The sequence below is a fragment of the Aphanizomenon sp. UHCC 0183 genome (assembly GCF_009712065.1).
Taxonomy (GTDB): domain Bacteria; phylum Cyanobacteriota; class Cyanobacteriia; order Cyanobacteriales; family Nostocaceae; genus Dolichospermum; species Dolichospermum heterosporum.
The window spans coordinates 1-17,851 of sequence record NZ_VILC01000088.1 but is presented as its reverse complement, the minus strand read 5'-3'; the positions used below and the strand labels follow the sequence as shown (position 1 = coordinate 17,851).

Genomic DNA, 17,851 nt, shown 5'->3' with positions numbered 1-17,851 from the left:
GTGTACACCGTAGCCTTTTAGGAGAGGGCTAGGGAGAGGTAGGGAAGGGGGGTTAGGTTTCTGAAGATTATCGGTTCTTATAATACTTTTCAAACACCCTCTGAGGATAACAAAACTAACCTGTAATCGTTCCCGTTAAAGGAGAACTAGCACTAGCGTAATTCTTCATGGGCATTCTGCCGGCTAAGTAAGCCATGCGACCGGCTACTGTTGCCAAATTCATCGCATAAGCCATTGCTGGGGCATTCTCAGCTAGGGCGATCGCACTATTAATTAATAACGCATCCGCCCCCAATTCCATCGCCTCAGCAGCCTCAGAGGGCGCACCGATGCCAGCATCTACCACTACCGGAATATTGGCATTTTCAATAATAATCTGAATATTGGCGGTAGTTTTTAGCCCTTGTCCCGAACCAATGGGGGCAGCTAAAGGCATGACTGTGGCACAACCTACTTCTTCTAACCGCTTGGCTAACATAGGATCAGCATTAATATAAGGCAATACAGCAAAACCTTCTTTTACCAACTGTTCCGCAGCTTGCAAAGTGCCAATGGGATCAGGTAGTAAATACTTGGCATCAGGTATAACTTCCAACTTGACAAAATTATTATCTTCCTGTCCTAATAACTTAGCCATTTCTCGTCCCAACCGTGCCACCCGAATAGCTTCCTCCGCAGTTTGACAGCCAGCAGTATTGGGTAACATCCAGATTTTACTCCAATCCAAGGCTTCGGCTAAACCTTCATGTCCTGGGGCGTTAGTTTGTACCCGTCGCACAGCCACCGTGACAATTTGACAACCGCTTGCAGTGACACTTTGCTGCATTTCTTGGATATTACGATATTTACCTGTTCCCGTCATTAACCGAGATTTAAAGCTTTTTCCCGCAATAATTAATGGTGAATCGGGAACAATTAAATCTGATATTTCTGGGTTACGGTGTCCGTTAGTAGCAGGAGTTGCGTGAATTAACATCGGTGTAGTAGTAGATGACACAGTAGAAAAGCGAGAATAATGAAAATTATCTAAAAGAGGATCTGCTTTTTGTTCACAAATCAAATCAGCAATTAATGTGGCTGTAATTGGTGCAAGTAAAATCCCATTGCGGTGATGACCAGTCGCAAAAGTTAAATTATCACAATCACTATGACCCAAAATAGGTAATTCATCGGGGGTAGCGGGACGAAATCCCCACCACAGTTCTTGAATAGGATAATTTTCTAATTGCGGATATAGGCGAATGGCTGATTGTAGTAAATTTTGAATTCCCCCAGGGGTATTATCGGCAGTAAATCCTACATCTTCACTAGTTGCACCAATAATGATAGAGCGATTCCTCCGAGGAACAATGTAAATATTTTCACCAAATAACACCCTAGTTAAGGGTAATTCAGTCAGAAAATCTGGGACTCGCAAACTCAGCATTTGTCCTTTGCGGGGACGCACTGGTAAAGGTAACAACTGATTTACCCAAGCACCAGCAGTTAAAAGATAATGGTCAGCGCGAAATAAACCAGTATTAGTTTGTACACCAATAACTTTTCCCTGTTGTTGAGAAATCGCTGCCACTGTAATTCCATCTTGGAAGACAACACCCAAAGAGTCAGCCGCAGTCCGCAGAACTTTAATTAACGCCCGGTTATCAACTTGCCCGTCTTCAGGATACCACCACCCCCCCACCACATCTGCACCCAAACCTGGTTGATATTGGTTAATAGCATCTTGATCTAACCAGTAAGTGGTTTTGTCTCCTGTGTCTTTAGGTTGTTGATAAACTGGTGCGAGGATACCACAAGACCAATAGCCTGTATTGTTTAAATTTTTTCCCGTAGTTAATTCTGCTAGTTTTTGTGTCCAGTCTAAATATAAATTACGCGATCGCCTACATAAAGCCAACATTGCCTCATTAGGAATATTTTCCGCATCAGGAGCTAACATTCCCGCTGCGGCATGGCTGGCTGCCGCAGTAAAATCACGGCAAAGTACAGTTACATTTGCACCCCGTAATCGCAGTTCAACACCGCAAGCCAACCCAATAATACCACCACCAATAATTAAAACATCATTAGTCATTAGTCAGTAGGGGCGCAGGGCCTGCGCCCAATCATTAGTCATCAGTAAATAACTAATAACTCATAAATGGCTCACAAGGGGCGCGAAAATTGGTCATTGGTCACGGGAATTTTAGATTTTAGATTTTAGATGAAAAAAATTTGGTATAACTCCCCGTCCTTGAGGACGGAAAAATACTCGCTGCGTTGCGTACGCTTCGCTAACGTCAATCCCAAATCGTTCGACTGAGCGAAGTCGAAGTCCAAAATCGTCAATCCCAAATCGAGTGACCTTTGACTTAATTTTTCCCTAATTACCACAAAGCGCGAATTGGTTCTTTCTTCTGACCTTCATTACCACTAGCACTTGAGTTACTCTGTGTAGTGTCAGTTTCATTGGTAGAACTGGAACTGTCATTACTACCACTTGTTTCTTGAGTAGTATTAGAAGAATTGTTAGTAGTCTCCGTAGAAAAATTACCTTGAGCTACACTAGTACGGCGGCTTTCACTGGTGGAATTACTTCCGCTGGAAGTTTCTGACTCATTACCACTAATATTTTCTGAATCCTTCCCATTGGCAGCACTATTAACATTAATATTAGCCGGGAGAACACTAGATGCTTTCCGTCCTTGAGGAACATTAGCAGTTTGTTGTCCGCCCATAGGAAAATTAATTCCCAGTAACGTACCTAGCAAAATTGCTACGCCGCCAGCCATTAAAATCAAGGGTGTCCATCTACCCATCTTGTTTCTCTCCTTGTAAACCTTCTGGTGTCCAAACTAATTGAGAACCTTGATCCCAAAACCCATGAAAAGAATTTTAGATTTTAGATGAAAAAATTTGGTACAAGTCCCCGTCCTTGAGAACGGAAAAATACTCGCTGCGCTGCGTACGCTTCGCTAACGTCAATCCCAAATCCAAAATCGCCAATCCCAAATCCAAAATCGCCAATCCCAAATCAAGTGACAAGCTAATTCCAAATCAAGTGACAAGCTAATTCCAAGCAACTTGCAGGAAAGTTGGCAAAAAGGGAACGCCGTGTTCACTTACGCCAATTTGCTGCGGCTACTCACCTTCTACCTTAACCGCATAAGTACCATAAGTGCCAATGCCTCTACTCAGATTTAACAGGATTTTGGGTTGTATTCCCCTGGGTTGTCTTTTGCATTAAAACAGCCTAGTACCGCAAAGCGGAAGTCAAAAGTCAAAAGTCAAAAGTCAAAGGTAATATTGAGCAAGCTTTTTGGCGATTGAGAATGGTTATTTACGCAGTGCTGTACTAGAATTGAGTTATTAACAATAGTCATTAAATCCTCACCCTATAGAAGTTTTCGCAGCTTCTACGATACATATAGTGGTCAGGTAGACTGTGTTAGCTTGCGGAAGTCAAAAGTCAAAAGTCAAAAGTCAAAGGTAATATTGAGCAAGCTTTTTGGCAATTGAGAATGGTTATTTACGCAGTGCTGTACTAGAATTGAGTTATTAACAATAGTCATTAAATCCTCACCCTATAGAAGTTTTCGCAGCTTCTACGATACATATAGTGGTCAGGTAGACTGTGTTAGCTTATGGATTGGTACTGCCAACACTTTCAGAGGGAAACAGGAAAAAAATGTTAGCCATTGTTAGCATTTTTTTTATCGGCATATTGAAATTACCGAAATAGCGTTTTGTAGTATGTTGGCACATCGCCGCAAAGTTGTCTCTTAGGTGTAAGTGTTGAAGCAAAGGTTCACCAAATTTTTATGACCAAAACTCCCTCAAATCAACTTTGGCTCTACGACACTACTCTCCGCGACGGGACTCAACGGGAAGGACTGTCAGTGTCCATAGAAGATAAGTTACGCATTGCTCACAAACTTGATGAATTAGGTATTCCTTTCATTGAAGGTGGTTGGCCGGGAGCAAATCCCAAAGATGTCCAATTTTTCTGGCAACTTCGAGAAAATCCCCTCAAACAAGCAGAAGTTGTCCCCTTTTGTTCCACCCGTCGTCCTCATACCAAAGCCGGAGATGAACCCATGCTGCAAGCGATTTTGGCAGCAGGAACGCGCTGGGTGACAATTTTCGGTAAATCCTGGGATTTGCACGTTACAACCGGACTCAAGACCAGCCTAGAGGAAAATCTCGCCATGATTGGTGATACCATCGAGTATCTCCGTTCTCAAGGACGACGGGTAATTTACGATGCTGAACACTGGTTTGATGGTTATAAGCAAAATCCTGATTATGCTCTACAGACGCTCAAAGCAGCAGTCACAGCAGGTGCAGAATGGTTAGTTTTATGTGATACCAATGGGGGGACTTTACCTCATGAAGTTTCGCAAATTGTGGAAGATGTTGTCAAGGGGACTGGGGACTGGGGACTGGGGACTGGGAATGAGGAAAAAACTCTTACCCAATCACCAATCACCAATCACCAATTACCACTTCCCAAAATCGGCATACATACCCATAATGATTCAGAAATGGCGGTTGCTAATGCCTTAGCAGCAGTTATGGCTGGAGCTAAGATGGTACAAGGAACAATTAACGGTTATGGGGAACGTTGCGGGAATGCAAATCTGTGTTCTGTGATTCCCAATTTACAACTAAAATTGGGTTATAGTTGTATCGGTGAACACCAGCTAAATCAACTTACAGAAGCTAGTCGGTTTGTGAGCGAGGTTGTTAATCTCGCACCTGACGAACACGCACCTTTTGTTGGACTTTCAGCTTTTGCTCATAAGGGTGGGATTCATGTCTCTGCGGTGGAACGTAATCCTTTAACCTATGAACATATTCAACCAGAATTGGTAGGAAATCAACGCCGTATTGTCATTTCTGAACAGTCTGGTTTAAGTAATGTCTTAGCTAAAGCTAAAACTTGTGGGATTGAATTAGATAAAGATCATCCTCAAGCTAGACAAATTCTCCAACGCATGAAGGAATTGGAGAGTGAAGGCTATCAATTTGAAGCCGCAGAGGCTAGTTTTATTCTTTTGATGTATGAGGCTTTATCATGTCGTCAACAGTTTTTTGAAGTTCAAGGTTTTCAGGTTCATTGTGATTTAGTAGAGGTGAAAGAAACTACTAATTCTTTAGCGACTGTTAAAGTAGCTGTTAATGGTAAAAATATTCTGGAAGCCGCAGAAGGTAATGGACCAGTAGCGGCTTTAGATGCGGCTTTGCGTAAGGCTTTAGTGAATTTTTATCCTCAAATTGCCGATTTTGAGTTGACTGATTATAAGGTGAGAATTCTTAACGGAAATACGGGAACATCTGCCAAAACTCGTGCTTTAGTAGAATCGGGTAATGGTCAACAACGGTGGACTACTGTAGGAGTTTCTAGTAATATTTTGGAGGCTTCTTATCAAGCTGTGGTTGAGGGTTTGGAATATGGATTATTGCTGCATTTCCAAGCTGAAAAGACGTTGAAAGTTTAGGAGTTGATAAATTTTGGTAGGGATGTCTAAGTAGGTTGGCGTTAAAAATTGTCGTTGGGGCAAGGGAACAGGGAACAGGGAACAGGGAACAGGGAGAGAGTTTTGGGCGATTTTACTTTTCTTCACATACCTTTAAATTTTTCGGTTCACCTACTTAATATCTCTACCTAATTACAGCGATTTCCAATCTTATGAGGTACATCTTAGCCCCCTCATCGCTTGCGGGGAGGGGGTTGGGGGTGGGGTTCTTGTTCCGGGTTTGATGACAATTTGCTGTAAGAGGTTGTTTGAAAAGTATTAAGTAGGTTGGCGTTGAAAATTGTCGTTATGGCAAGGCAAAAGGCAAGAGGCAAGAGGCAAGAGTGAAGAGGGTTTAGGCGATTTTACATTTCTTTACACAGTTTGGTTTTATTGTGTTCACCTACTTAGATGGAACCGATAATCTTCAGAAACCTAACCCCCCCGATGCTTTGGGGGGAAACCGGAAAATTAGTTCCCTCCCCAAAGCATCGGGGAGGGTTAGGGTGGGGTAATTTGAGGAATAATGATGATTCGATAACTTGTGTGTACACAGTAGCTCCTAAGAGGAGAGGGAAAAGGAATAACATTGTTCCTCTTGTGGTTATCAAATGAAAAATCAAGGCTTTTGAACCCATGTATCCCTTACGGGACTGTAGGAATAAGTGGGTAATAAATATTGCACGACTACTTAATAATCTACATCTATCGCCAAAATATTCTAAATTTGAACTAGAAATACTCTAAATATTGTTGTTATTGTATTTTTATAATATTGAGGAAATTAAATAATGTTCAAAGTATTTGGAGACCGGGGTGGCACGTTTACAGATATAGTTGCTGTCACTAATGATCAAACAATAATCAACAGACTTTCAAAACATCAAGAACGGTTTTTAATCGTTCCTCTCCCTAATCAAGAATGGATAATAGTCTATAAATTACTCTCAGAAAATCCCGAACAATATCAAGATGCAGTAATTCAAGGTATTCGGGATATTTTGGGTATTTCCAACCAAAAACCTATTCCTAGTGAAGCCATAGAAATAGTCAAAATGGGGACAACAGTAGCCACAAATGCCCTGTTAGAAAGAAAAGGAAATCGGGTAGTTCTAGCTATTACTAAAGGCTTTAAAGATGCGTTGAGAATTGGTTATCAAAATCGTCCAAATATCTTTGCTAGACAGATAATTTTACCCACCATGCTGTATGAGCAGGTAATTGAAATAGAAGAACGTTATGATGCTCATGGCACGGAATTAATAGCCGTAAATATTGAACAAACTAAAAATGGCTTACAAGCAGCTTATCACACAGGAATTCGCAGTTGTGCCATTGTTTTCATGCACAGCGATCGCTATCCCAAACATGAACAACAAGTAGCACAAATAGCTCAAGAAATCGGCTTTACACAAATCTCCATATCCCATCAAGTTAGTCCATTAATGAAATTAGTTAGTCGAGGAGATACAACTGTTGTAGATGCTTATTTAACTCCGATTTTGCGGCTCTACATTAACCAAGTAGCTAGTCAACTACCTGGAGTTAAATTAATGTTTATGAAATCTGATGGTGGGTTAACCGACGCACAACAATTTCAAGGAAAAGATAGTATTTTAAGTGGACCGGCTGGTGGTATTGTCGGTGCAGTTCAAACCAGTAAAAGAGCAGGTTTTGAATTAGTAATTACCTTTGATATGGGCGGAACAAGTACAGACGTTGCCCACTTTAAAGGAGAATATGAACGCCAATTAGACTCAGAAATTGCAGGTGCGCGGATGCGAGTTCCCGTATTAGCAATTAACACTATTGCGGCTGGAGGCAGTTCAATTTTATATTTTGATGGTTCTAGTTATCGTGTTGGATCCCAATCTGCGGGTGCAAATCCAGGACCAGCTTGTTACCGACGTGGAGGACAATTAACCGTCACAGATGCTAACGTCATGTTAGGAAAAATTCACCCTCAATATTTCCCCTCTGTATTTGGCATTGCAGGCAATTTACCCTTAGATAAAGATATCGCCAAAAAACAATTTATCCAACTCTCCCAGGCGATTGTAGCCGCCACAGGCAACACTTCTACACCCGAACAAGTAGCAGCCGGATTTATAGCGATCGCTGTGGAAAATATGGCAAATGCCATTAAAAAAATCAGTTTACAAAAAGGTTATGATGTCAGCGAATATGTCCTTTGTTGTTTTGGTGGTGCAGGTGGACAAGTTGCTTGTTTAATTGCCGATACTTTAGGCATGAAAAAGATATTTCTTCACCCCTACGCAGGAGTTCTTTCTGCTTATGGCATGGGATTAGCTGACATTCGCTCAATTAAAGAAACAGGCGTAGAAAAACCTTTGAATCAAACATTAATTCCGCAATTACAGCAATTGATGTTATCCTTAGAGACCCAAGCAAAAACTACTATTAACTCCGATGAAACAAGTAGAGAAACAATAGTCCAAAAAATTAACTTAAAGTATGATGGGACTAACTCTACATTAAACATTAATTTCGCCGATAATGTGGCATTAATGCGAAAAGAATTTGAAACTGAGCATAAAAATAGATATGGTTTTATTCAAACTGAGAAAACCTTAATTGTCGAATCAGTCTCAGTAGAAGTAATTCAAAAAATGGACACTCCTGAAGAACCATTAATTACTCGTAATCGTCCTTTTGATCAAAATCCCACACCTGTGGAAATAGTAAAAATGTTTACGGCTGATAAATGGCATGATACTCCTGTTTATTACCGGGATAATTTACAACCAGAAGATATTATTATCGGACCTGCTATCATTGTCGAAAAAATCAGCACAATTGTCGTTGAACCTCACTGGGAAGCAACATTAACGAAACAAAATCACTTAATTTTACAACGCCATTTTTCGTAGGTTGGGTTGAGCCTTTGCGAAACCCAACATTTCCAAAGAAAATAAGATTTTCAAAATATTTGAACGCAGATAAACACAGATAAACGCAGATAAGACTTTGAATGGATTAATTATCAATTGGTAATTAATGTTAGAATAAACAAATAACTACTTGGTATCATATCATGATGATTACTCAAGAAATAGCATCTGAAAAAATCATCTCTCCAGATGTTATTTTTCCTCCCAGTGACCTATATAGTGATGAACCTCCCGTGGAAACAGAACTACACCTACGACAAATAATCCTACTTTTCAAATGTTTGGAATGGTTATGGAAAGACAGAACTGATTTCTATGCTGCGGGAAATCTGAGTATTTATTATAGTCCACATCAGAAGAAAACAGAAAATTTTCGTGGGCCTGATTTTTTTGTAGTCTTAGGAACTGACAGAAAAACTCGTAAAAGTTGGGTAGTGTGGGAAGAAAACGGTAAATATCCTCATGTAATTGTCGAAATTCTCTCACCAACAACAGCCAAAATAGATAGAGAATCAAAAAAAGAACTTTATCAAGAAACTTTCCGCACACCTGACTATTTTTGGTTTGATCCTTATACATTAGAATTTGCAGGATTTCATATCACAGACGGAAAATATCAACCTATAAAAGCCACCGAAAAAGGGCATTTATGGAGTCAACAATTAGGTTTATATTTAGGAATTCATGAAGGTTTATTGCGTTATTTCACATCAGAAGGCAATTTAGTCCCCACACCTGAAGAAACCGCAGAACAGGAAGCAAGAAAAGCAGAACGTTTGGCCACAAAACTGCGGGAATTAAATATAGATCCAGATACAATTTAATAAAAAATGTAGGTTGGGTTGACGCAAGGAAACCCAACATATTGTTTATCTTGAAATTAATTAAGTGAAAAAATGTATACCATATCTCAACCAGATCCCATTCGTTTAGAAATATTCAAAAACCTCTATCAATTCATCGCCGAACAAATGGGAATTGTGCTGCAAAATACCGCAACATCAGTTAATATTAAAGAACGGCTAGATTTTTCCTGTGCTATTTTTGATGCTTCCGGTTCATTAGTTGCAAATGCACCTCATATTCCTGTACATTTAGGCTCAATGAGTGAAAGTGTCATCAGTTTAATTAATGATCGAGGTGACAATATTAAACCGGGAAATGTTTATTTATCAAATAACCCCTATAATGGGGGAACACATTTACCTGATGTCACAGCCATTACCCCAATTTTTGATATAGAAAAAACACAAATTATCTTTTATGTTGCTTCTCGTGGACATCAAGCAGATATAGGTGGTATTACTCCTGGTTCTATGCCTCCTCACAGTACCACAGTAGCAGAAGAAGGAATTATATTTGATAATTTTCTCTTAGTTGAACAGGGAGACTTTCAAGAAACAGCCGTGAGAAATTATCTCTTAAATCATCCCTATCCTAGTCGAAATCCTGACCAAAACATTGCCGATTTTAAAGCTCAAATAGCTGCTAATGAAAGGGGAGTCCAAGAACTTGGTAAAATGGTCAATCAATATGGACTAACAACAGTACAAACTTATATGCAGTTTGTCCAAAATAATGCTGAAGAATCCGTCAGACGAGCAATTGATGTTTTGAAAAATGGTGCATTTATTTATGAAATGGATAGCGGTGCAAAAATTCAGGTTGCAGTGACAATTAACCGAGAAAATCGGAGTGCTAAAATTGATTTTACGGGAACATCTGCACAACTAAATAGTAATTTTAATGCCCCCAAAGCCGTAACACAAGCAGCCATTTTGTATGTGTTTCGTACTCTAGTTGATGATAATATTCCTCTCAATGCTGGATGTCTTAAACCTTTAGAAATTATAATTCCTGAAGGTTGTATGTTAAACCCAATTTATCCCGCAGCAGTGGTAGCAGGAAATGTAGAAACTTCACAAACAATTGTTGATGCTTTATATGGTGCTTTAGGAGTGATGGCTGCTTCCCAGGGAACGATGAATAATTTTACTTTTGGGAATGAAAAATATCAATATTATGAAACCATTTGTGGTGGTTCAGGTGCGGGGATGAATTTTCATGGTACTGATGCAATTCATACACACATGACTAACTCCCGTTTAACTGATCCAGAAGTTTTAGAAACTCGTTATCCTATCCAAGTAGAAAGCTTTAGTTTGCGTTCTGATAGTGGTGGTAAAGGTAAATACACAGGTGGAAATGGCGTAATTCGTCGTCTTAAATTTCTCGAACCAATGACAGCTAATATTCTTTCTAGTCATCGGTTAATTCCTCCCTTTGGTTTGGATGGTGGAGAAAGTGGAAAAGTAGGAAGAAACTGGATAAAACGTGAAAATGGAACTGAAGAAAATTTAGGGAATACAGCTACAGTAGAGATGCAGTCGGGGGATGTTTTTATCATAGAAACTCCTGGAGGTGGAGGATTTGGTAAGGTTTTGTGAATGTCAGTATTATCAGTATTATTGTGGGGTGCATTACGTTGATATTAATTAATTAAGTAGGTGAACACAATAAAACCAAACTGTGTAAAGAAATGTAAAATCGCCCAAACCCTCTTCACTCTTGCCTCTTGCCTTTTGCCTTGCCATAACGACAATTTTCAACGCTCACCTACTTACACATCTCCGAGAATTAAATGTGCGTCGTTTGAAACCCTTGTAGAGACGTTCCATGGAACGTCTCTACAATCTTTGCCGGAGAAGTCTATTTTGTAACAGATGATGATTTACAGCAAATTGTCATCAAACCTGGAACAAGAACCCCACCCCCAACCCCCTCCCCGCAAGCGATGAGGGGGCTAGGATGTACATTATATGATTGGAAATCGCTGTAATTGGGGTTTTTATTTATCATCATTAATTATCATCTATTCTTTTATCCTGTTAATCTTGTAATCCTGAGTAAGTAGGTGAACACAATAAAACCAAACTGTGTAAAGAAACGTAAAATCGCCCAAACCCTCTTCACTCTTGCCTCTTGCCTCTTGCCTTTTGCCTTGCCATAACGACAATTTTCAACGCCAACCTACTTATCCTGATTCAGATATTTTTCTATAAAATTGTATTTTTAGTTAAAATAAGTATAAAACACATTTTCATTGTTTAATCTCAACTCATGCAATTAATTCTCTACAGCAAACCCGGTTGTCATCTTTGTGAAGGATTACAGGAAAAACTGGAACAAATCAAAAATCTTAGTTTTGAGTTGGAAGTACGGGATATTACCACCCGTGATGATTGGTTTGCCGCATATCAATATGAAATTCCGGTACTACATTTACTCATTGGTGACGGTAAAGAAAAACTGATACCCCGTCCTTCTCCTCGTCTGAGTGTGGAACGTCTGGAAAAAATGTTAAGTGATTATGTGAAAACTTGAAACTCTAATATTCAGATACCCGACTGTTTAAAAAAGTCGGGTATCTAAAAGAACGTAAGTATACCCTATATATTTTTTATCCCATCTATGGTAAATTTAAACAGGATAAAGCCAATATTCCTGTTTTTTAGCCTATTCTAAGATCCTCATGGCAGATAACACCAATAATAATCAATCTATTCTTAATGCTAGTGTAGGTGATCAAGCGTCGGAAAATGACTATCTTGGTTTTGAACCTTACGTTGTAGCTATTGCTGAGTTCTTAACTAATCCTGAAACTAAACCTCCTCTGACTCTTTCTATAGAAGGTGAATGGGGTAGCGGTAAGTCTTCTTTTATGAAGCAATTAGAAAAAGCTATTCAAGAAACTGAGAAAAAAAAGTTTGATGATGAGATAAATCAGGAAAAAAAGGAATTAAAAGAATACTTAGAAAAATTTAACCAGAAAAAAGTCCAAAACAAGATATTAAGTTTATCTTCTCTACTAAATAATTTATTAAAATGGCTGAAATTAAAACTAAAAATTATTACATTTCGTCCTCCAACTACAGTTTGGTTTAATGCTTGGAGACATGACAAAGCCGAAGCACTTTGGGCAGCTTTTTCATTAGAATTTCTGCGGCAAATTTCTCAGATTCGCCATAAGCGTGATGTATTGCCTATCTTAAAAGGTAATATTAGACTATCTTTTCTGCGTTTTAACTGGATTCAAGGAATTTATTATTTATTCTTAGTTGTTGTTGGTTTATTAGTCCTGATAGCATCAGTTGTATATGCTATTAGGGTAGAAAATAATGTATTAAAGGTAGTTAAGAATTTAAAGGAAATTAAAGAATTCATAACATTTATTTTTCAACCAGAATTAGAACTTCCTAGATTAATTACTAGAGTTATCATATATGTTTCTCCTTTTATAGGCTTTGTATCTCTAGTATTAAAAATTTTTAATATTGGCAACCCCAAAAATGATTTAAACAACTATCTTAAATCACCCAAATACGAAAACCAGATTGAGTTTATTGAAGAATTTCACGCAGACTTCAAAAAGATTGTAGAGGCGTTTTCAGGACAAAATAAAGTATATGTTTTTATAGATGATCTTGACCGTTGTGAAATTACCAAATCTGCTGAACTAATGCAAGCTATCAATATGATGATAGCAAATGATCCACAATTAATTTTCATTTTGGGTATGGATGTGGATAAAGTAGCTGCGGGTATTGCAGTGAAGTATAAAGAAATAATTCCCTATCTAGGATTTGATGCTAACTCTAGAAATAATCGTAGTTTATCCATAAGAGCCATAGAATACGGCTATAATTTTTTTGAGAAATTTGTTCAGATTCGTTTCCAAATCCCCCAACCAACTACATCAGATTTTAAACGATTTTTGAACAAAATTTCTCCTCGTAAAACCCCACCACAACCAAAAATTGTAAATAACCAACAAAACACAGCACGAATAGAAGCACCAGTATGGAAAGCTGCTACAGGAACTACAGAAGAACAGCGTGATCGTATTGAAAATATCAGAATAACAACTGGTGAAGATTCAGAAGTAGTTCGCAATATTGCCTTAATGGTTGCTCCTGCTTTAGATTATAATCCCCGACGGTGGAAGCAGTTTATTAATGTATTTAGGCTAAAAGCCTACATTGGAGCTTCTACAAATTTAATTACTGCTCATGTTTCGGAAAACAATTCCAGGAGATATTTAACTTTAGAACAGTTGGGGAAATTTACAGCTATCAGTATCAGATGGCCACGACTGATTATGGATTTGAATACAGACCGTCAGCTACTTAAACATTTGCAAAAAGGCGCACTTGAACACTCTGCTGATTTTAGTGAATACAACGAAACTACAAAATATTGGGGAAGCAAGCCAAAACTGGTTGAATTGCTTCGCTATGCAGCAGTTGGTTCTATAGAAAAATATAGCTTTGCTAATGTAGATGTAGAGACACTGCTACAGGTTTCACCAACAGATGACCTCAGTTCAGAAAGAGACATAGACTACACGAAACTGCGTGACCTACTCAAAGCAGGTAACTGGAAGGAAGCAGATAAAGAAACTTATGAAGTAATGATTAAAGCTGTAGGTAAAAAGTCTGGTGAATGGTTTACAGATTCTAACCGTGTAAGTCGAAATTCGCGGTTATTGCAACGGGTAGTAATGTGATAACAGAAACCTAGTTGTAAATTGCGTTTTGGACGAGACATAGAGAGATTTTAGGTAATGTGGAAATTTATTTAAAATAGCTTGTTTCAGCGTTTGATGAATGATTTTATTTATCGTAAACAGACAAGTATGGTAGGGGTAAAGCAAAAGCTCATTGTTGTCAACTTAACGTAAAACCCATAGCCCGCCTGGGAATGAATTCCCAGTCTAATAGCAAAAGTCATCTGAAGATGACTAAAAATCCCCAGTTTACTTTAGTAAACTTTACTTATTAGCCCGGAAATTCATTTCTGGGTGGGTGTGGAAGCCAACAAATAAGGCATCTGTAGCCTAAGTTGACACCTATGATCAATTGCTGTTTGACGAGTCGCTTTATAACGATTACAAGATGGACAAGCTAAACAGAGATTTTCAAACACAGTTTCACCACCAGCCGACGGAGGAATGATATGCTCAAATTCAAAGGTAGTAACTGTTAGAGATTCCGCAGTATGACAGTAAGCACAACAATCTGCAAAACAATGACGAATTTGTTTTTGTAATTCAACAGAAATATAAACACTCACGCTACTTTAGGTTTTTCTTGAAATTGGTTTAAAGTATATCTAGCTCTGGTTTTAAGAATATTCAATTGATCAACCTGTGCCAGTAATTTGTCTAAAGTTTCAGACTCTTCATTTGTCAATTGATTATCAGCATTTTTCATTAATAAATTATCTAATTGAGTCTGAGTTTTGGGAGATAATACACTTTCTACCAAAGCTTGTAATTCATCTAAACTTAACCCAATTAATAATTCAGTATCTGCTGATAAGTTGGTTAGTTGTTGGTAAGTTTCCAGATTTAACAATACACCAACTGTTTCTCCCTGGGTATTAGTTATATATTGCACTGATTCAGACATGGTTTGGATTTTGTATGACTAATTATATTGTAACTTTTTATAAAAATAAAGGTTTATAAGATATAATAAATATTTATAATCTATTTAAAAAATATGAGTAACCAAATCACAATTACTCTACCAGATGACGTTTATCAAAAAGCTGAACACTTTGCACGTCTAGCAAACCGTGATTTAGCCAGCGTCTTAGTTGATACTATTCAAGTTTCTATCCCACTTATTAGCCGAGAAGCAACAAACTATGAACCTGTATCAGCACTTTCTGATCAACAAGTTTTAGCTTTGACCGAATTACAAATCGAATCTGAAGAAGATATTCGTTTAAGTGAGTTACTTGATAAACAACAAGCTGGTATTGTTACAGAATCAGAACATTCTGAATTGCAAACACTAATGCAAATTTATCAGGAAGGACTATTGCGAAAAGCTACTGCATTAAGTGAAGCTGTCAAACGTGGATTAATAAAAGAGTTAGGTGCGTGAGTTCTAGGAGAGAAAAAAATGAGCCTTTCAATTGAGCGTGTTTTAAGGGATCACCAAAAAATAAATTACCCAATTTTGTGGGATGGGCATCCTGCCTGTCATTGGTAATTAGCGGGCAAGACTTGTACTGAGCTTGCGATGCCCTGAGCCTGTCGAAGGGTCGAAGTATGCCCGCACCACAAGAAACTTTTGGGGATTTTTTTAATTGGAAGTCCCTAGGGAACGCAAATTTAATAACCTGCAATTCTGATGTAACCTGGAATGGTGCGTTACGCTGTCGCTAACACACCCTACTTTTGCACCTTATTTAATTCACATTCCTAAGTGAAATTGATCAATTGACTCTAGTAGAACAAATGCAAGTATTAGAGCATTTAGTGAAGCAAATGAAGCAATCTGTAGAAGCTGTTGCGGTAACTCCAAAGCCTAAGTATAAGGTAACTGATTTTTATGGCATAGCTCCCAATTTATTAGAAGGAATGGATGCCCAAGAATGGGTAAATCAGTTGCGGGATGAGTAGGAAGAACGCGAAACATGGAGACGACCCCACCCCTAACCCCTCCCCGCTCTTCGAGAGGGGAATAAGAAGTTTTTTATATGTCCTGGTTGGTGTACGCAGTTCATGATGGCTACTTAGTTTAATCTCCGGTTGAAGCTAAACATTTACCTATAGAATCAAAAGATGAAACCATTTTGGGGATATCTCTCCCCATAAACAAAAAATAATGTTTAAATAGGCGCAAGACAAGCTTGTGGCGAGGTTCACTAGATGAAATTGCGGGAATTATTAGCGGCTGTAGATGGGATTGAGTCTGTAAATGTACCAGATATTGATATTCAAGGACTGAAAACTAATTCCCATGCCTGTGGTGTGGGCGATTTGTTTATTGGGATGCCAGGAACTAGGGTAGATGGTGGGGAGTTTTGGCCGGGGGCTTTGGCTGCTGGTGCTGTAGCGGCGATTGTTTCTGCGGAAGCTATGAGGAAAAATCCGCCGACAGCAAACTCTGTGGTGATTAGTGCTGAGAATATGACTCAGGCCTGCGCTCAAATAGCTGCGGCTTTTTATGGTTATCCTGGACAAAAACTGAAAATGGTGGGTGTGACGGGGACAAATGGGAAAACTACTACTACTCATTTGATTGAATATTTCTTAACTCAGGCTAATTTACCGACGGCGTTAATAGGTACGCTTTATACGCGCTGGCCTGGTTTTGAGGAAACCGCTGTGAATACTACTCCCTTTGCGGTGGATTTACAGCAACAATTGGCTAAGGCGATGAATGCCGGTTGTGATACTGGGGTGATGGAAGTTAGTTCTCATGCTTTGCACCAGGGTAGGGTTTTGAGTTGTGCTTTTGAGGTGGGGGTGTTTACTAATCTCACTCAGGATCATTTGGACTATCACTTGGATATGGAGGATTATTTTGCGGCGAAGGCGTTGTTATTTAGTCCTAATTATCTCCAAGGACGAGCAATTATTAACTCTGATGATATCTACGGTCAACGGATAATTGCATCTTTGCATCGGGAACAGGTTTGGAGTTATAGCGTTAATGATAGTACCGCAGATTTTTGGATGAGTGATTTAAATTATCAACCAAATGGTGTCAATGGAATTTTACATACTCCCCAGGGAAATGTGGCTTTTAGTTCGCCTTTGGTTGGTCAATATAATTTAGAAAATCTTTTGGCTGCTGTGGGGGCGGTTGTCCATTTGGGATTAGATTTGCAATTGGTAGCAGGTTCTATTCCTGGGTTTCCCGGTGTTCCTGGACGGATGGAACGGGTGCAAATTAGTTCACAACAGGATATTAGTGTGATTGTGGATTATGCCCATACTCCTGATAGTTTGGAGAATTTGCTCAAGGCGGCTCGGCCGTTTATTCCTGGTAAAATGATATGTGTGTTTGGTTGTGGAGGAGACCGCGATCGCACTAAACGCCCAAAAATGGGGAAAATTGCGGCGGAACTCGCAGATATGGCTGTGGTGACTTCAGATAATCCTCGCACGGAAGACCCGGAAAAGATATTGCAGGATGTGGTGGCAGGTATTCCTGATATGGTACAGGCAATGGTGATTAGCGATCGCTCTACCGCCATTCGGACAGCTATTTTACAGGCTCAACCTGGAGACGGTGTATTATTGGCTGGTAAAGGTCACGAAGACTATCAAATTCTCGGTACTGAAAAAATCCACTTTGACGACAGAGAACAAGCACGAGAAGCTTTACAGGAAAGAATAAAAAGCCAAAATTAGGTTGTAGAGACTTTTCATGAAACGTCTCTACATCAGCATTAAATCATCCTGTAATTGATGAGATATGTAAGGGTAAAGCATGAGCTAAACCCCTACGATATATCGAAGTTCAGGGGGTAGGGGCGCAGGGCCTGCGCCCATTCAGGAGTATGGCTAACGCTGCGCCATCAGCAAACCCTAAGAGGATGTTTGAAAAGTCGTATCCCGTAATTTTCATCACATTGTTA

The 17,851-nt window shown here is 39.1% G+C and carries 12 protein-coding genes and 2 pseudogenes; 10 read left to right on the top strand and 4 right to left on the bottom strand.

Annotation, left to right across the window (positions count from 1 at the left end; translation table 11 throughout):
- Positions 1-115: 115 nt before the first annotated feature.
- Complete coding sequence (thiO, locus tag FJR37_RS21420; protein WP_168467055.1) at positions 116-2,074, bottom strand: glycine oxidase ThiO; 1,959 nt, start codon at positions 2,072-2,074, stop codon at positions 116-118.
- A 292-nt stretch (positions 2,075-2,366) separates the two neighbouring features.
- Positions 2,367-2,798 carry a hypothetical protein gene (locus FJR37_RS21415; RefSeq protein WP_168467054.1) on the bottom strand — a complete coding sequence of 144 codons (432 nt, stop codon included), beginning with the start codon at positions 2,796-2,798 and terminating at the stop codon, positions 2,367-2,369.
- Positions 2,799-3,800: 1,002 nt separating this feature from the next.
- Here FJR37_RS21415 and cimA point away from each other — a divergent pair.
- The 7 genes and pseudogenes from cimA to FJR37_RS27145 form a co-directional block, all read left to right on the top strand.
- A complete protein-coding gene (gene cimA / locus FJR37_RS21410) occupies positions 3,801-5,480 on the top strand; it encodes a citramalate synthase (RefSeq protein WP_168467053.1) in 1,680 nt (559 codons plus the stop codon).
- 809 nt (positions 5,481-6,289) lie between these two features.
- Positions 6,290-8,389 (top strand): hydantoinase/oxoprolinase family protein, encoded by a 2,100-nt coding sequence (locus tag FJR37_RS21405; RefSeq protein ID WP_168467052.1) that lies wholly within the window; start codon positions 6,290-6,292, stop codon positions 8,387-8,389.
- Between the two features lie 164 nt (positions 8,390-8,553).
- Positions 8,554-9,234 (top strand): Uma2 family endonuclease, encoded by a 681-nt coding sequence (locus FJR37_RS21400; RefSeq protein ID WP_053537507.1) that lies wholly within the window; start codon positions 8,554-8,556, stop codon positions 9,232-9,234.
- 72 nt (positions 9,235-9,306) lie between these two features.
- Positions 9,307-10,857, top strand: coding sequence for a hydantoinase B/oxoprolinase family protein (locus FJR37_RS21395; RefSeq protein WP_168467051.1), 1,551 nt, complete (start codon positions 9,307-9,309; stop codon positions 10,855-10,857).
- A gap of 673 nt (positions 10,858-11,530) precedes the next feature.
- Positions 11,531-11,794 carry a glutaredoxin family protein gene (locus tag FJR37_RS21390; protein WP_053537509.1) on the top strand — a complete coding sequence of 88 codons (264 nt, stop codon included), beginning with the start codon at positions 11,531-11,533 and terminating at the stop codon, positions 11,792-11,794.
- Between the two features lie 148 nt (positions 11,795-11,942).
- A pseudogene (locus tag FJR37_RS27150) lies at positions 11,943-13,424 on the top strand (P-loop NTPase fold protein); the annotation flags it as partial.
- A 354-nt stretch (positions 13,425-13,778) separates the two neighbouring features.
- Positions 13,779-13,922, top strand: a pseudogene (locus tag FJR37_RS27145) (GUN4 domain-containing protein); the annotation flags it as partial.
- Between the two features lie 338 nt (positions 13,923-14,260).
- On the opposite strand, the gene FJR37_RS27140 reads toward FJR37_RS27145, so the two are convergent.
- Together FJR37_RS27140 and FJR37_RS21370 are read right to left on the bottom strand one after the other, a co-directional pair.
- The gene (locus FJR37_RS27140; protein ID WP_081981402.1) at positions 14,261-14,542 is read right to left on the bottom strand and encodes an HNH endonuclease; all 282 of its coding nucleotides are present in this window, start codon (positions 14,540-14,542) and stop codon (positions 14,261-14,263) included.
- The gene (locus FJR37_RS21370; RefSeq protein ID WP_039201310.1) at positions 14,539-14,880 is read right to left on the bottom strand and encodes a hypothetical protein; all 342 of its coding nucleotides are present in this window, start codon (positions 14,878-14,880) and stop codon (positions 14,539-14,541) included. Before FJR37_RS21370 ends, FJR37_RS27140 begins: the two co-directional genes overlap by 4 nt.
- A gap of 93 nt (positions 14,881-14,973) precedes the next feature.
- Between FJR37_RS21370 and FJR37_RS21365 the strand changes: the two genes are divergently transcribed.
- From FJR37_RS21365 to FJR37_RS21355, 3 genes are all read left to right on the top strand, one after another.
- Positions 14,974-15,363, top strand: a complete 390-nt coding sequence (locus tag FJR37_RS21365; RefSeq protein WP_039201308.1) for a hypothetical protein — start codon at positions 14,974-14,976, stop codon at positions 15,361-15,363.
- 338 nt (positions 15,364-15,701) lie between these two features.
- The gene (locus FJR37_RS21360) at positions 15,702-15,884 is read left to right on the top strand and encodes a hypothetical protein (protein ID WP_168467050.1); all 183 of its coding nucleotides are present in this window, start codon (positions 15,702-15,704) and stop codon (positions 15,882-15,884) included.
- A gap of 249 nt (positions 15,885-16,133) precedes the next feature.
- Positions 16,134-17,624, top strand: a complete 1,491-nt coding sequence (locus FJR37_RS21355) for a UDP-N-acetylmuramoyl-L-alanyl-D-glutamate--2,6-diaminopimelate ligase (RefSeq protein WP_039201306.1) — start codon at positions 16,134-16,136, stop codon at positions 17,622-17,624.
- Positions 17,625-17,851: the final 227 nt, after the last annotated feature.

Excerpts from the sequence above, each read along its gene's own strand:
- thiO (WP_168467055.1), bottom strand. The coding sequence starts at position 2,074 with ATGACTAATGATGTTTTAATTATTGGTGGTGGTATTATTGGGTTGGCT.
- FJR37_RS21415 (WP_168467054.1), bottom strand. The coding sequence starts at position 2,798 with ATGGGTAGATGGACACCCTTGATTTTAATGGCTGGCGGCGTAGCAATT.
- cimA (WP_168467053.1), top strand. The coding sequence starts at position 3,801 with ATGACCAAAACTCCCTCAAATCAACTTTGGCTCTACGACACTACTCTC.
- FJR37_RS21405 (WP_168467052.1), top strand. The coding sequence starts at position 6,290 with ATGTTCAAAGTATTTGGAGACCGGGGTGGCACGTTTACAGATATAGTT.
- FJR37_RS21400 (WP_053537507.1), top strand. The coding sequence starts at position 8,554 with ATGATGATTACTCAAGAAATAGCATCTGAAAAAATCATCTCTCCAGAT.
- FJR37_RS21395 (WP_168467051.1), top strand. The coding sequence starts at position 9,307 with ATGTATACCATATCTCAACCAGATCCCATTCGTTTAGAAATATTCAAA.
- FJR37_RS21390 (WP_053537509.1), top strand. The coding sequence starts at position 11,531 with ATGCAATTAATTCTCTACAGCAAACCCGGTTGTCATCTTTGTGAAGGA.
- FJR37_RS21370 (WP_039201310.1), bottom strand. The coding sequence starts at position 14,880 with ATGTCTGAATCAGTGCAATATATAACTAATACCCAGGGAGAAACAGTT.
- FJR37_RS21365 (WP_039201308.1), top strand. The coding sequence starts at position 14,974 with ATGAGTAACCAAATCACAATTACTCTACCAGATGACGTTTATCAAAAA.
- FJR37_RS21355 (WP_039201306.1), top strand. The coding sequence starts at position 16,134 with ATGAAATTGCGGGAATTATTAGCGGCTGTAGATGGGATTGAGTCTGTA.